Genomic DNA, 14,444 nt, shown 5'->3' on the forward strand with positions numbered 1-14,444 from the left:
CTATAAATCAGCGAATTATTGATGAAGATTGTCTTCTAGGTAGCCTTGAAAATATGAATACACGCTATCTTGATCGACACTGTAAACCATGCCAATCCCTTCATCAGGGAAATGCATGCCAAGCATGAAACTGAAAATTTTTGCAAGCTGCTGCGTATGTCCCAAATTGGTTTTGGTATATAGCAAATGATGCGATTCAACAGCAGAATCAATTAAATTGTGCTGAAGTTTCTTGATGGTTTTAATATCCGCAGGATCATCCAAGATCAAGACAAATGGCGTATCCTGTTTGAATTGGGCATGTTCAATGAGCTGATTTTTCGCTAAAAAAGCATCCAGATCTGTTTCATTTAACGCAATTTTCAGAATTTTTTGCGGGATTAACTGTAAAACTTCTGTATCAAGGCTGGAAATGCACCAGCTCGACGCATACTCAGCCGCTATATAAGCTTCAGTTTGCCAAAATTTCTCATCAATCCAATCCTGATCGATTTCAGAATCTGCATTAATGATGAGGTTAAATGCATGCTTCTGCTCTGCAATCTGATCCAGAAGTTTTAGCCATGCAGCATAAGATGTTTGCTGGCTCATAAAATGATGTTCAATTTCAATTTGCGCATGCAAAATTGAATATGGACCAGCCAGCTGATTCTGCAGTTTTTCACTAAAAGATTCACTCCAGTGATGAATCAGATTTTCAGCCAGTAAAATATGAACCGTAATCTTATCTAAACGGCATACCGGCTCTAAAATATTTTCTGTTTTTTCATCAGTATGTTCCGATACGTCAATCTCGGAGATCCATGCGGGGTGCATACGGTATTGATAAGCCATTTCACTGTTATAGAACATTGCGGAATCTTTTAAATGGTTGGATACCATCATTAAAGTCTCTGTATGCTGTTCAATTTGCTGATTCAGCAACTGCGCAATTCGTTGCTCACGCATAGAAATATTGCTGGGCTCATCGTCTTCAGCGGATTGCACAGCTTCATCCAAATCTTTAATCCGAAAAGACAGTACCGGCAGGCCATAGGCATTGAATAAATTTGGATCCAGTTCTGGGCTTTTGAATCGCATATATTGTTCAAGTATGGAGGCATTTTCACCAAAACTGTGTACAGCCGATGCTGAATAAATCTTGACCGAAAATTGCCGGCTCTCTGCTGCAATGTTTTTTTCGCTGTTCTTTAACTTTTGTTCAGATTGCATCAGCTCAGCTTCAGCGGCTTGCCGCTGCTTCTTTTCCTGACTTAGCTTATAGCGCTTAATGCCTAAAAAGATAAAATAAGGAGCCAATGCTGTGACTGCAGCCAGTAGCGGCAGCAGCAAAAGATAAAGGATGAGGTCAGTTTCTGACGGATCATAAGCAATATCGCGCCAATAGAAAATTACACATGCATTGATTGCAATCGCTAAAGCTGCAACGAAAATCACTATGAATTTAATCAATGTTTATCCCCTATTAATGCATAACAGGTTTCAGCATTATCCGCTGAACAGTCAGAGCTCAAAACTGTCGCCTGAGACAGTCCAACGACACTGTTTGAGCTTAAACAGACGGGCTTTATGTCTTCTTTTTTTAATATCAGCCGTACTTCCACCAATAAAGTCGGGCTGCACCACATGCTGATGATTTGTTTTAGTTTTTCACTCATCGAACCTTGAGGCAAAAAGTCTAAATAATCTTTACGGTTCAATGGCCCAATTAAAAGCTCGATTCTGTCATCTATCTGATGAACGGTTTCACCGCAGAAAGTATTGACTCCCAAAGCAGCGCCTGGCAGCCGTCCAAGGCAGCTTTTGTGTTCAGCGCTTAAATTGAATTTGGCGGGAATAAATTCTAGAACATCAACATTTACATCAAAAATACAGCGCAGCATGGTCTTAAGTGCATAAACGCTATTGTTTTGCCCCTGCATCAGGCCAGAAAATTCAGCAACCAGATTTTCCATATCCTGCGGATGATGCTGATTTTTAATATAGCCATTTAAGGCATGGATTATGTCCAGATATTTGTTTTCATGATCAATCTCATACCGCAGCGGCAGATTGTAATTGATGCTGGCATCCACATATTGAGCTGTCAGTTTATGATTGAACAAATTTAAAAATTGCTGAGCTTCGGTTCGCGGCTGACGGCTGCTTGATTTTATTTTATTGGTATAGCTGTAAGGCAGCGCACCTTGCATGCCGGTCAGGCCTACCACTAAATTGGTTAAATGCACCTGCCCGCGCTCAATTTGCAGAGACTCAATTTCAGATTGCGGAAAATTCAGTTTCAATGAACTGTTAAACTGAAAATTGGCAGCCCAGTACTGATCTGCATCCGCATAAGGCATATGCCGCAGCAGACGCGCGGCTTGAATAAACTCAAAGGATGCCGGATTTTTCAGTAAATCTTCAATTACAGAAGCTTCTTGCCACCAACGTTCTGCATGCATTGGTATAACTCCTGCTGGGATTGAATATCATAGACTGTGACATCTACATAACTGTTCATTTGCACCTTTAAATTGAAGACTTGCGCCAAAAGCTGGCTGAAAATATAGATGCTGTGTCCGCGGAAAATCTCCGCCTGAATGCCAAGCCTGACTTTAACTCCCCGCACAAATAAAGGAAAAGGCTGACTGTCGACCAGCTTTTGCGTCAATTCAAAATCCAGGGTTTGGATCGCTTCTATCAGAATTTGGTTTTCACGTGATTTCGGCAAATTATATAATTCAAGCAGTTCTTTAAGATGAGCAACTCCATCGCCATTCATTAGCGACATCATATTCAAGGAAAGATGCGAAATAATGCGCCATTGTTCCTGTTTATTCTGTTCAAAATAATAAGGCGGATTTGGACGTTTTAACATTAGAGCGCGGCGCGCCAGACTGCTGTCATTCAATGTCAGGACATTTTGCTCTTTATTGTAGCTTTCATACGGTAAATCCTGATTAGAACACAGCAGCTCAATACTGATGAAGTCAGACTGCGTGCTCTGAGGCGCGAGGTGTTTTGACAGGAGCGAATAACTCAAGGCTTGGTTTTTATTTTTCAGCGCCGCCGTATTTAAGCAGTAATAAAAGTTTGCCTGCTCCTGATGGTAATGATTCATTGAAAAGAACGGTAAAACAGGAAAAATCGCCTGATCTTGGCCACTTTTCTCACGGATCATCTTCATGCTTAAAATTGAATACGCCTGATAATATTCCGGATGGTGCGCATCTGTCAGCAGCGGGTATTCCATTCGTTTGTGGTCAATTTTTTGCGGTTCAGCCTGCTTCTTGAACAGGTTGACGGCAGGTGTACAAAATAATTTAAAATTGGCAGCATTTAATTCCGTGTAATTTCTTAAAGCTGCCTGATCATTTAAATTCATTTTAAAATGCACCTGTACTTCAAACTCATTTGCAGCCGCATCTAATAAATGCAGAAAGCCTAAATTCAAGGTCAGAAAATTATACTTTTCGGGGCAGCAAAAATATTCCATCAGCAGCCTGTATGCCTGATGGGTATGCTGATCAAGAGGCAAAATACTTTGCTGTTCAGCGAACCCTGCCAGCTCAAAAGGATTGGCAATCTCAAAAGTTTGCTGGCCTGCCTGTATTGAAAAACTGGTCGTGGCTTTAAAAATACTGTCCAGCACCTGTAAAGGAAAATTGGAAATTGCATCTAAATAAATAGGCAGTTTTTCAAGTGTCAAATGCGCGTGCAATTGATTGAATATTTCAAAGTCTAAACTGATGGTCGCATTTTGATTTAAGTGTATGTGCGCCGTTGGATGCGCTTTAAAATGAAGCTGTTTAAGCACTATAGGCAGCAAGCGGACTTCCTGCACCGTTGAATATTCACACTGCACACCACGGATGCTTTTAGATTTTAATGCTGTTCCGCGCGGAATGCTGAGTGCTCCAGAAAGCTGTTTGATTTTGTTCATATCATCAAAAGAAATCACGGAGCTTGCAGGAAATGGCTTTAGATACTGCGGAAACATTACTTCAAAAATTGAGCGTGTAAACACGTCATAGCTGTCGTCCAGCTTTTTATCAATTCTGGCCGAAATCAAGGAAAAAGCCTGTATCAGGCGTTCAATATGCGGATCGTCAATTTGCTCTTGGTTTAATGATAAACGCTGTGCAATCTTTGGATATTTCTGCGCAAATTCGCGGGATTGCTGAGCAAACTCCTGCAATTGCTTTTCATAATACGGTAACAACTCTTCAATCACAGTGAACCTACTTAAGCTCTAGTCGAAATAACATATTGTTGTGTGGTCGGTTTCAGCAAGGCATCAAAAATAACAGGCTCATATAGAGGATGAATATTCAAGAAAGCCTGAATGCTGAGGCAAAGCGCCCCCATGTTGTGACCTTCCATAAGCATTTCAACTTGAATCTGTTTCAGCCTTGGCTCGTGCGCTGCAATTGACTGCTCAATTGATTGGCAAATTTTGTCCCGGTCCATTGGGTTTGCTGTCGAAAGCCCGACAAAATCAATGATGCCAAACTGTAGAATTGACTGCTTAGCCAAAGGAAAATCATGAATTTCATTGCTTAATTTCGAAGCCCGGCTATTTAATAAATCTTCTAAGTCCAGTGCAACTGATTCACGCAATTGCTGAAGTGACAGGCCTTGCTGTCCATGCTGTTCATTGGGCAGCATCCGGTCAAATAAGGTTGTTTTAAAGCCATACGGATAAAGCTGGTCTAAATTCATGTTCTTATTTTTAATATGATAATTGTAAAAATAGAGGCCAATGAAAATCAGCCTCTACCTCAAAATGCGACTTTAAATTATGCTGCGTAAGATGCAGTATTATTTGAAAGCGACCATTTTTTTGTTACTGCGCCTTTTTGAGTGCCGTTAATATCCTGCTGATTGTAAGTCCATTCGACAGCAGCGTATTTCAGGCCAAAAGCTTCATTCGGCACGCCTTCTTCATTGACATTTGGCGTTACGCTCGAAATTAAGACATGCTTCAATTTAATCTGAAGATATTTAATGCGTTTGTCGCCATTTGCACGGTAAAAATCAATTTGAACTTCATCAAATGTGTAGCCTGCAGAACATGCTTCCCAAAGTTTTGGACTGGTCGCATCCAAATCCTTCATAAAAATCATATCTGAATGTTCAACACGTTCAGCAGTATGCCCGCCTACACTTGATGAAGTGGCTGACTTTGGCTGACGCATATTGTGAGACCAAGAATTCACTTCCAGCCAATTCTTGTGCTCAGAATCCCGGGATTCGCCATCCACTTTGTATTTACCTTTAAACTGAACGTATATGTCTTTCATTTTTATATTTTTCCTGATTTTAATTTCAAGTTATTATTATGTTGCCTCATTAATTTGAGGACTGAGGAAGCTCAGTAACAAGTCTCAAAGATACTGATAACTCATCCAACTGGAAATGCGGCCTTAAAAAGACCACAGACTTGTAGTGTCCAGGCTGTGCTGGGTTCTCTACAACTTTTACAGACGCTTCACGCAGTGGGTATTGCGCTTTGGCTTCTTGAGAGGCGCCATCATCCAGCAGCACATATTGAGAGAGCCAATCATTCAAAAAGGCTTCAACATTTCCTGCAGATGCAAAACTTCCCACTTTATCTCGCATCATTGCTTTCAAATAATGCGCAATGCGTGAAACCGCCATGATGTATTGGATTTGACTGGATAAAGCTGAATTGGCATTCGCCGTATCGCTATCATATTTTTTAGGTTTTTGTGCAGACTGTGCACCGAAAAATGCGGCATAGTCAGTGTTTTTGCAATGCACCAAAGGTACAAAACCTAAATCGCTCAGCTCCTTTTCACGACGGTCTGTAATTGCAATTTCAGTCGGACATTTAAAGACCACTTCCCCATCATTGGTTTTAAATGTATGTACCGGCAGGCCTTCGACTAAACCGCCGCCTTCTACACCGCGTATTGCAGCGCACCATCCATGCATATCAAACGCATTGGTCAAACGGGTTGAAAAGGCGTAAGCGGCGTTCATCCATAAATATTCATTATGATTTTCCCCGGAGACTTCTTCTGCATAGTTAAAGCCTTCAGTTGCTGTGCCTTCCTTTGGATGATACGGCAAACGTCCCAATACGCGTGGCATAGTCAATGCCACATAACGCGCATCGTCGCTTTCACGAAAAGATCGCCATTGCACATATTCAGCAGTTTCAAAGATTTTTGAAACATCCCGTGGCCGGTCAATATCTGTAAAGGCCTCTAAACCAAACATCTCCGGGCTGGCCGCCGAAATAAAAGGCGCATGCGCAGCGGCCGCCACATGTGAAATCTGTTCCAGCAAATACAGATCAGACGGCGTCCGGTCAAATTCAAAGTCCCCGATAAGCGTCGCATAAGGCGCGCCGCCAAACGAGCCGTACTCTTCTTCATATATTTTCTTAAATAGTGTACTTTGATCAAAGTCTGTTGCACCTTGAAAATCTTTGATCAATTCTTTTTTGGTTGTATTCAGCATACGAATTTTAATTAAAGAATTCGACGGGGTTTCTTGGCAAAAATAATACAAACCGCGCCATGTTGATTCTACTTTCTGAAAATCCGCATGATGCATAATTTGGCTTAACTGCGTTGAAATCAACGCATCAATTTCTGCAATGCGCTTATCAATAGATAAAGTCATGTTTTCAGAAACCGTGATGGTTCCCGCCATCACTTCTTTCGCTAACTCACCAATTAAGCTTTTTGCACGGTGATGCTCATCTTCCGTACGCGCAATTCGGCTTTGTTCAACAATTGAGTCCAGTAAATTATAATCTTCTTTGAAAGCTGTATTCGATAGCGCTGCAGTATTTGAATTATTCATTTTCGGCTTCCAAACTTAGTGTGCGGACTTGATCCGTATTTTGCAGTACATCATCCAGCAGATCTTCCAGCCGTTCATTATTGGAAATTTTATTGCGTAAATCGGTCAGCCGCTCACGGGCGGCCACCAGTTTTTTCAAAGGATCAACTTGCTGCACCACCTTTTCTGGGCGGAAGTCATCCATCGATTTAAAAGTCAGATCAACTGGCATTTTTCCGCCTTCTTCCGTCAATGTATTGGCCACTTGGTAATTGGCTCGCGGCGCTAAAGACTCAATGACTTCGTCAATATTTTCTAAATCCACATTAATGAATTTTTTGTCCTTCAGCTTGGTTTTTTCCAATTCAGACGCTGCTGAAAAATCGCCTAAAACCCCGACCACGAAAGGCAACTCTTTTACTTCACGTCCATCCCCAACGTCAACATCGTAAGTCAGCTGCACACGCGGCGGCCTTATGCGCTGTAATTTTTTTTGTACACTTTCACGCTTTGCCATCTTTATGTCCTTGTTATTTTTTATTGAATGTATCAAACGGAGATGCGCTTGAGGAATTTGAAGCTTTCAGTACGGGTTCTTTGGCTGCCGCTTTGCTTGTTTTAACGGCTTTAGGCGCTATGCTTTTCGTGGCTTCTATTTTTGTTTTTTTATATGCTGTATTTTTTTCCGCGGTTTTTTTGCTTGATTTCTTTTTATTTGGATATTCCGCTGCTGCCGCATTTCCCGGCACTGTCGACTGCGCAAAATAAATTGTTTCCGCCAATAGCTTTGCGGGCGCATAAGTTTCTACAGATAATGCACGCAGTTCAACAGTACGCATCTGATTTAATGCATTTTGTGAAATTGCCGTACCTGCAAGAAACACAATATCTGTCAGTTCAGGTGTATGGATATTCTGATTGCGGAGCTGATTTACCGCTTGCAGCGCTTTTAGATTTTGATCAAGCGCTTGATATTTTTGCGCAATTTGAATTTGCAATTGCGCCAGCAGTTCTGGGTTCTTCCTGTTTTTTTTATCGCAGACCTGACTATACAGACTGATTAAATCAGCATCGCTATCCCCAGCAGCCAAGGGATAAATTTTTGCGCATGATTTTTTAATTTCAGCCGTGTCTTCTTTTTTAGCATGGCTTGCCTGTGTCATGCAGACAACAGCAAGCATCGGAATGAAAATCATCCCTTTGGTCATAATATGCATGAATTATTCTCTAAATTTAGTCGTTATCTGCAAGGTTCATCACTTATTAATTTGTGATTCTTCCTTTTTCTAATCATTATTTTGATTTATTACGGTGCAGATTTAACAAAAAAATATCACCAAAAGTCAACATATAAATTTTAGCAATGAACAAAAAACGTCATTTTTTGATTATTTTTTGCAAATAAGCGTGATTTAATTTTGATTTTTCTAAAATTTATGTAGAATACGCCGACTGCTTTATTACAAATAATAACTTAAGGCATTGATTTAAAAAATAATAAGCTTATTAAATAAAAAAACAGCCCATAACTAGACTTATTTAAATGAGCTGCTTGTTCTTAAAAATATTGAGAAATATATGAATAATTTAAAAATTTTAATTACGAAATTATCTGCACAATCACGCTTATCGCTCGAAAAATCAGCCAATACCTGCATCTCACTGCAGAATTATGAAATTGAAATTGAACATTTTTTATTAGAACTGCTTAATCAAAAAAGCAGCAATGATCTTCAAATTTTAATTAATAAATACCATATTTCTAAAGATGGCTTAATTCAAGACCTAACAAAAAGCATTTCGCATTTGCCTAAAGGCAATACACGAACACCTATTTTTGCCAAGTCGATCATCCGCTTGCTGGAACAGGCTTGGCTGCTGGCATCTGCTGAACAGAACCCGGTCATCCGCAGCGGCCATTTAATCACGGCCCTCTTGACTGCCGATGATTTATCTCAAATTGCCAACCGCGCATCTTCACTTTTTGACCTTTTTCCCATTGATACCATGAAGCATAAATTTATAGATTTGTGCCATGCCAGCTGTGAAAATCAGCTTCAACAATCAGAACAAAAAGCCGCAGATACAGCTTCAGCAGGAAACATAGTCAAATCAGCTGTCCAAACGCCGGCATTAGATCAGTACACCATCAATCTAACTGAAAAAGCAAAAAATGGCGAAATTGACCCCGTAATTGGACGTGAATTCGAAATTCGCATGATGCTGGATATTTTGATGCGGCGCCGTCAAAACAATCCCATTTTAACCGGCGAACCTGGCGTCGGAAAAACAGCAGTTGTTGAAGGTTTAGCCCTGAAAATTGCTCAAAATCAGGTTCCTGATGCCCTAAAAAATGTCCAGCTCCATGTTCTGGATATGGGCCTGCTGCAAGCGGGCGCCAGTGTTAAAGGTGAATTTGAAAACCGCTTAAAACAAGTGATTCAAGAAGTTCAGTCTTCCTGTCACCCCATTATAATCTTCATAGATGAAGCTCACACATTGATAGGCGCTGGCGGTCAAGCTGGACAAAATGATGCTGCGAACCTTCTTAAACCCGCATTGGCCCGCGGTGAATTGCGAACCATTGCCGCTACAACTTGGGCTGAATACAAACAGTATTTTGAAAAAGATGCGGCGCTGAGCCGGCGCTTTCAGGTAGTGAAAGTTGAAGAGCCTGATGAAGAAACAGCCATTGATATGCTGCGCGCCATGATACCGGTAATGGCCGGCCATTTTAAGCTGCAGATTGATGATGAAGCGGTTGTTAATGCTGTACAGGCCTCTCAGCGCTATATTACCGGCCGACAGCTGCCCGACAAAGCCATCAGTGTTTTAGATACGGCAGCTGCCCGGGTCGCATTAACGCAAAGCGCAGTTCCGGTGCAGCTGGATCAGCTTTATGCACAGCAGCATAATCTTAAGCTCCAGTATGAAATTTTAATACAGGAAAATAAAAACATGCCGATTCATCATGCGCGCTTGGATGAGTTAGCCACAGCCATAGCCGGTTTAGCGCATGATATTGAGAAAACAGAAGCTCAGTGGAGAAGTGAGTTGAGTTTAGTGCAAAAAATTCAAAAATTGCAGCAAACCGAAGAAATCTGCCCTGCAGACACCATTACTGCATTGCGTCAGCAGCTGTCTGCTTTGCAAGGTTCATCTCCTCTAGTTTTTGAGCGGGTCAATGCGTCAATTATTAATGAAATTATTTCAGATTGGACAGGCATCCCTGTCGGAAAAATGGTGAATGATGACATTAAGCACATCCTGAATTTAGAAGAAAAGCTCAGCCAGCGCGTGATGGGGCAAGCTTATGCGCTGCATCAGCTGGTGCAAGGCATAAAAACCTCTAAGGCAAGATTGGAAGATCCCAATAAACCGCAAGGTGTCTTTATGCTGGTGGGACCAAGCGGCGTAGGAAAAACCGAGACTGCCCTCACTTTGGCCAATGAATTGTATGGCGGCGAATCACATTTAATCACCATCAATATGTCCGAATATCAGGAGGCGCATACCGTTTCTTCTTTAAAAGGCGCGCCGCCCGGTTATGTTGGCTATGGTCAAGGCGGAATATTGACCGAGGCCGTACGCCGTAATCCCTACAGTGTTGTGCTGCTGGATGAAATTGAAAAAGCGCACAATGATGTGCAAGAATTATTTTATCAAGTTCTTGATAAAGGCGTGCTGGAAGATGGCGAAGGGCGCCTGATTGATTTTAAAAATACCACTATACTTTTAACCTCCAACACAGGTTCAAGCGCCATTATGCAGGCATGCCTTAACCGCCCTGTAAAAGAATGGCCTGCTGCCGAAGAATTGATTGAACAGCTTAAGCCAAGCCTGTATAAGCAATTTAAACCCGCATTTTTAGGCCGTATGCGTATTGTGCCGTATTACCCACTGCATGATGAACTGCTGGTTCAAATCATTCAGCAGAAATTAGGCAAAATCACCTCCAGAATTGAACACCAATATCAAACAAAAGTAATTTATAACAATGATTTAATTGAGCTGCTTTTAAACCGCTGTACTGAAATAGATAGCGGCGCCCGCAATGTCGATAATATTTTAAATTCGACGGTGCTTCCCGCCCTTGCTACAGAACTTTTACTGGCAATGAGCGAACAGAAGCTCCCAAGCTTAATAGAAATTTTTGTCCACAATGACGAAATACACTACAAACTCGACACTGATCTCCAACCAGTAAAAAAAACAAAATCGAAAAAATCAAAAATAATAACAGCATAATTTTAATATAGGCAGATTATGAGTTTAGAACTCGATCATTTATTACAGCCCATTTCAGACAGCAGCCCATGCGGAACAGACTGTTCTTTTTCCAATGAGTTCCATGCGATTAAAAAGGCAAAGACTCAGGATGACCCTTTGCTTGAACAGGGCGATTGGGTTTCAGAGCCCAAACAAGCGGACTGGGTATTTATTCATGCAAAATCTACAGAATTGCTGATTGATAGAACCAAAGATCTTCGGCTATTTACATGGCTGCTGGAGGCATGGACACATTTGTATGGGTTTGAAGGCACAGCGAAAGCCATTGAGCTGACACACCGCAGTTTGGCTGAGTATTGGATTCAGCTCCATCCTGAAATTGAAGAAGATGATTTAGATCAGCGGATTGGATTGCTTCAAGGCTTTATCAATTTAATTCCAAATTTATTAAAAAGCATCCCGATTACCAATCAGAGTTCAGCTTATACACTTTTTGATTATGAAAGCATGCTGCATCAGCAGAATCAAAAACTCAAAATGAACCTTGAGGATGACGTCAATAATACGCAAGCGGGTTCTTTCGAGCAATTTGAGCAAGCCTTGTTCAATACATCAAAATCTTTTCAATATCAAAATTATCATCAATTTTTGGATATTTTGAAACATTGGCAGCAACTTAAAGACATTTTGGATAGTTTGATGGGATTGGATGCTCCCAGCTTTGCTTCAATTGATTCACAAATTGAAATGAGTCATTTGACGTTAAAAAAACTCTACAAAGCCGATGCATTTGTTCATGCAAATGAAGTATCAGTTGCCACTTCGACGCAACAAAACCATCTGTTTCATCCCAGCCCAAATGAGCCTGTACAAGCAATGAATACCCGGCCGTCTTTTCAGCCGCAGCCGCAAGCTCATTTAGCAAACCGGGAACAGGCTATGCATGTACTGCAGGAAATTTCTGATTATTTTCAGGTGAATGAGCCGCATAGCCCTGTCAGCTATCTACTGCGGAAAACCATAAAATGGAGCAGGATGCCGCTGCATGAATGGCTGACGCATGTATTGAAAAATGAAAAGCCCTTGGATGGTGTTCAAGAACTGCTGGGTGTCTATGAATACAGCGATGAATCAAATAATGAAAACAATACTAACTGGTAATTCAGATGTTTAAAGCACAAAAAATATTATGGGGTGAAGGCCTTTTTTTACGTCCGCAGCATTTTCAGCTGCAGGATGCCTATCATGAACTGCGTCTGAGCCAAACAGTCAGGGCCACTATTCCATTTGCCTATGGCATTCAATCATTAGAATTTGATGAGTCCCAGCTTGCTGCTCAGCTTTTGGCCTTAACTAAAATTGAAATGATCTGGCAGGATGGAGAGATTTATCAAGCGCCAGCTCAAGATTTACTGCCTGAGCCGATCATGCTGGATGCTCTAAATTTAAAAGGCGAAATGCGCATCTATCTTGCTTTACCGCTTCTGCAGCCAAACAAAAAGAATGTCCGATTTAAAAATGGAAATGCTCAGTCCAGCCGATATCATTCACATTTAATTGAAACACATGATTTATTTACTGATGCCAGCAATGCTGACATTACGCTGCTGCAGCGCCGTGCAGAGTTCAAACTTTTCGAGCTCAATCAAGAACCGCAGCAATTGGACGGTTATATCTATCTGCCAATTGGAGGGATTAAGCGCCTAAGCTCTGGCAGTTTTGTACTGGATACGAAATTTATTCCGCCAATATTGCATATTGAAGCCAGTGACTTACTAATTTCAGGATTAAAACGTACACTGAATGTCATTAAAGCCAAGATTAAAGCGATTCAGGCAAATAACCGCGAAAATGAACAAAAACTGATTGAATTCCGTTCCGGGGATATTGTTTCATTTTGGCTGGTAAATGCATTAAATACCGCGCATGCAACCTTAAATCACTTGATGCAGTATCCGAATATTCACCCTGAACGGCTGTATTTTGAACTTCTACGCTTAAGCGGCTCCCTGCTGACTTTCTCAACTGCCTATGAAGTCGATCAATTGCCTGCATATCAGCATCATGATTTAGAAAACAGTTTTGGCCGTTTAGACAAAATTTTACGCGATCTGCTGGATACCATTATTTCAAACCGGTATATCAGCATTGCGCTGAAAGAAGCTCGGCCTTCATATTGGAACGGAAGCCTAGAGTCAGACAAAATTACCCGCGATACACGTTTCTATTTAGCCGTTTCCAGCGGTGCCATGCCTGCGCACGATCTAATTTCCTATATTCCATTGCGCTTTAAAGTTGGCAGTACTGTGGATGTCGAGCAGCGGGTTGTCGCTGCATTACCGGCCATTCCATTGCTGCATTTAATGCAGGTACCGACAGCCATTCCTGTGCGTTCGGGGGTGAGTTATTTTGAAATAGAGCCTCATAATGATCTTTATCAACGCATGCTCGATTCCGAAACGATCTGCGTCTATATTCCTAGCGGCTTTCAGGACATTGCCATTGAATTAATTGCAGTGATGAATGGATAATTTATAATGAATATACACAATAATGCGCCGTCACTTTTTGATGATGGCCAGATTGGCACTGGCATGACGCCGGCGGCAGTTAAAGAAAGTAAAATAGCCAGTACACCAAATATTGTCGACTTAATGCATGACGGTTTTTACATTGTTTTTCTGCTGAAAAATCAGTATATGCCGTCAAATGCAGAAAGTTTCAGGGAGAAAATTTTAAATCTGCTGAACCGGTTTGAAAGCCAAGCGCGAAAATTGCAATTCAGCAGTGATGATATTCAAGACGCCAAGTATGCATATTGCGCCTTGCTGGATGAAACTATTGTCACACAACGGGACGCACGGTTTTTTGAATTGCAAAACAGCTGGATGATGTGCCCCTTGCAATTGAGCTTATTCGGTTCGCAGCTGGCAGGCTACCGCTTTTTTGAACAGCTGGATGAGATCCGAAGCAAAGGTAAAGAGCGGCTGCCGGCGCTTGAGGTCTACCACTATTGCATGCTATTGGGGTTCCATGGCAAATACCGTTTAGAATCAATAGAAAACCTGAATGTTCTTGCTTCGCGGGTCGGTGATGAAATTGACTATTTAAAAGGCAAGAAAGATTCATTTTCACCCTTTGCAGCCCTTCCTGATCAAATTAAACACATCATTCACCKMRARTGCCTTTCAGCCCGCAGTTGCTGCGCAGGACGCAAGGGGGTGTATTGCACTCGACAATTGGCGTTTCGCGCTGCAGGATCCGAACAATCTGGCCCAGCTGCAAGGTCAGGGCTTGCGGGTTGAGGCGAATGCCGCCGCCTTTGCCGCGAGAGGTGATCAGCCAGTCCTGTTTCGCCATGAAATGCACAATTTTCACCAAATGATTTTGCGAGACATTCAGGCTTTCTGCAATTT

The 14,444-nt window shown here is 41.6% G+C and carries 11 protein-coding genes and 2 pseudogenes; 4 read left to right on the plus strand and 9 right to left on the minus strand.

The genetic code is table 11. The annotated features are described in order from the left end of the window. Positions 1–15: 15 nt before the first annotated feature. From AZH43_RS07430 to AZH43_RS07465, 8 genes are all read right to left on the minus strand, one after another. Positions 16–1,452, minus strand: coding sequence for a hypothetical protein (locus AZH43_RS07430; RefSeq protein WP_067668279.1), 1,437 nt, complete (start codon positions 1,450–1,452; stop codon positions 16–18). Then, the gene (tssG, locus tag AZH43_RS07435; protein ID WP_067668282.1) at positions 1,449–2,444 is read right to left on the minus strand and encodes a type VI secretion system baseplate subunit TssG; all 996 of its coding nucleotides are present in this window, start codon (positions 2,442–2,444) and stop codon (positions 1,449–1,451) included. The genes AZH43_RS07430 and tssG overlap by 4 nt, the downstream gene beginning before the upstream one ends. Next, on the minus strand, positions 2,408–4,216 hold the full coding sequence (gene tssF / locus AZH43_RS07440) for a type VI secretion system baseplate subunit TssF (RefSeq protein ID WP_067668284.1): 1,809 nt from the start codon (positions 4,214–4,216) through the stop codon (positions 2,408–2,410). Before tssF ends, tssG begins: the two co-directional genes overlap by 37 nt. Before the next feature lie 11 nt (positions 4,217–4,227). Next, positions 4,228–4,704, minus strand: a complete 477-nt coding sequence (gene tssE / locus AZH43_RS07445) for a type VI secretion system baseplate subunit TssE (protein ID WP_067668286.1) — start codon at positions 4,702–4,704, stop codon at positions 4,228–4,230. Positions 4,705–4,781: 77 nt separating this feature from the next. Then, positions 4,782–5,285, minus strand: a complete 504-nt coding sequence (locus tag AZH43_RS07450) for an Hcp family type VI secretion system effector (protein ID WP_067668287.1) — start codon at positions 5,283–5,285, stop codon at positions 4,782–4,784. Positions 5,286–5,334: 49 nt separating this feature from the next. Continuing rightward, complete coding sequence (gene tssC, locus AZH43_RS07455; RefSeq protein WP_067668289.1) at positions 5,335–6,819, minus strand: type VI secretion system contractile sheath large subunit; 1,485 nt, start codon at positions 6,817–6,819, stop codon at positions 5,335–5,337. Then, positions 6,812–7,315 (minus strand): type VI secretion system contractile sheath small subunit, encoded by a 504-nt coding sequence (tssB, locus tag AZH43_RS07460; RefSeq protein ID WP_067668291.1) that lies wholly within the window; start codon positions 7,313–7,315, stop codon positions 6,812–6,814. The genes tssC and tssB overlap by 8 nt, the downstream gene beginning before the upstream one ends. Positions 7,316–7,328: 13 nt before the next feature. Continuing rightward, positions 7,329–8,015 (minus strand): hypothetical protein, encoded by a 687-nt coding sequence (locus AZH43_RS07465; protein WP_067668293.1) that lies wholly within the window; start codon positions 8,013–8,015, stop codon positions 7,329–7,331. A gap of 361 nt (positions 8,016–8,376) precedes the next feature. On the opposite strand from AZH43_RS07465, the gene tssH reads away from it, so the two are divergent. The 4 genes and pseudogenes from tssH to icmH all read left to right on the plus strand — a co-directional run. Beyond that, positions 8,377–11,046: a type VI secretion system ATPase TssH gene (gene tssH / locus AZH43_RS07470; protein ID WP_067668295.1), complete on the plus strand. Its 2,670-nt coding sequence runs from the start codon at positions 8,377–8,379 to the stop codon at positions 11,044–11,046. An 18-nt stretch (positions 11,047–11,064) separates the two neighbouring features. Continuing rightward, positions 11,065–12,189 carry a type VI secretion system protein TssA gene (gene tssA / locus AZH43_RS07475; RefSeq protein ID WP_067668297.1) on the plus strand — a complete coding sequence of 375 codons (1,125 nt, stop codon included), beginning with the start codon at positions 11,065–11,067 and terminating at the stop codon, positions 12,187–12,189. A 5-nt stretch (positions 12,190–12,194) separates the two neighbouring features. Then, positions 12,195–13,559 carry a type VI secretion system baseplate subunit TssK gene (tssK, locus tag AZH43_RS07480; RefSeq protein ID WP_067668299.1) on the plus strand — a complete coding sequence of 455 codons (1,365 nt, stop codon included), beginning with the start codon at positions 12,195–12,197 and terminating at the stop codon, positions 13,557–13,559. A gap of 6 nt (positions 13,560–13,565) precedes the next feature. Further along, positions 13,566–14,204 (plus strand): annotated as a pseudogene (icmH, locus tag AZH43_RS07485) (type IVB secretion system protein IcmH/DotU); the annotation flags it as partial. 7 nt (positions 14,205–14,211) lie between these two features. Here icmH and AZH43_RS18080 read toward each other — a convergent pair. Next, positions 14,212–14,444: pseudogene (locus AZH43_RS18080) on the minus strand (RrF2 family transcriptional regulator); the annotation flags it as partial.

Source organism: Acinetobacter pragensis (assembly GCF_001605895.1).
In the GTDB taxonomy this organism is placed as follows: Bacteria; Pseudomonadota; Gammaproteobacteria; order Pseudomonadales; family Moraxellaceae; genus Acinetobacter; species Acinetobacter pragensis.

What these genes read in the sequence shown, in the direction of transcription:
- tssG (WP_067668282.1), bottom strand. Translation starts at nt 2,444, where the DNA reads ATGCATGCAGAACGTTGGTGGCAAGAAGCTTCTGTAATTGAAGATTTA.
- tssE (WP_067668286.1), bottom strand. Translation starts at nt 4,704, where the DNA reads ATGAATTTAGACCAGCTTTATCCGTATGGCTTTAAAACAACCTTATTT.
- AZH43_RS07450 (WP_067668287.1), bottom strand. Translation starts at nt 5,285, where the DNA reads ATGAAAGACATATACGTTCAGTTTAAAGGTAAATACAAAGTGGATGGC.
- tssC (WP_067668289.1), bottom strand. Translation starts at nt 6,819, where the DNA reads ATGAATAATTCAAATACTGCAGCGCTATCGAATACAGCTTTCAAAGAA.
- tssB (WP_067668291.1), bottom strand. Translation starts at nt 7,315, where the DNA reads ATGGCAAAGCGTGAAAGTGTACAAAAAAAATTACAGCGCATAAGGCCG.
- AZH43_RS07465 (WP_067668293.1), bottom strand. Translation starts at nt 8,015, where the DNA reads ATGCATATTATGACCAAAGGGATGATTTTCATTCCGATGCTTGCTGTT.
- tssH (WP_067668295.1), top strand. Translation starts at nt 8,377, where the DNA reads ATGAATAATTTAAAAATTTTAATTACGAAATTATCTGCACAATCACGC.
- tssA (WP_067668297.1), top strand. Translation starts at nt 11,065, where the DNA reads ATGAGTTTAGAACTCGATCATTTATTACAGCCCATTTCAGACAGCAGC.
- tssK (WP_067668299.1), top strand. Translation starts at nt 12,195, where the DNA reads ATGTTTAAAGCACAAAAAATATTATGGGGTGAAGGCCTTTTTTTACGT.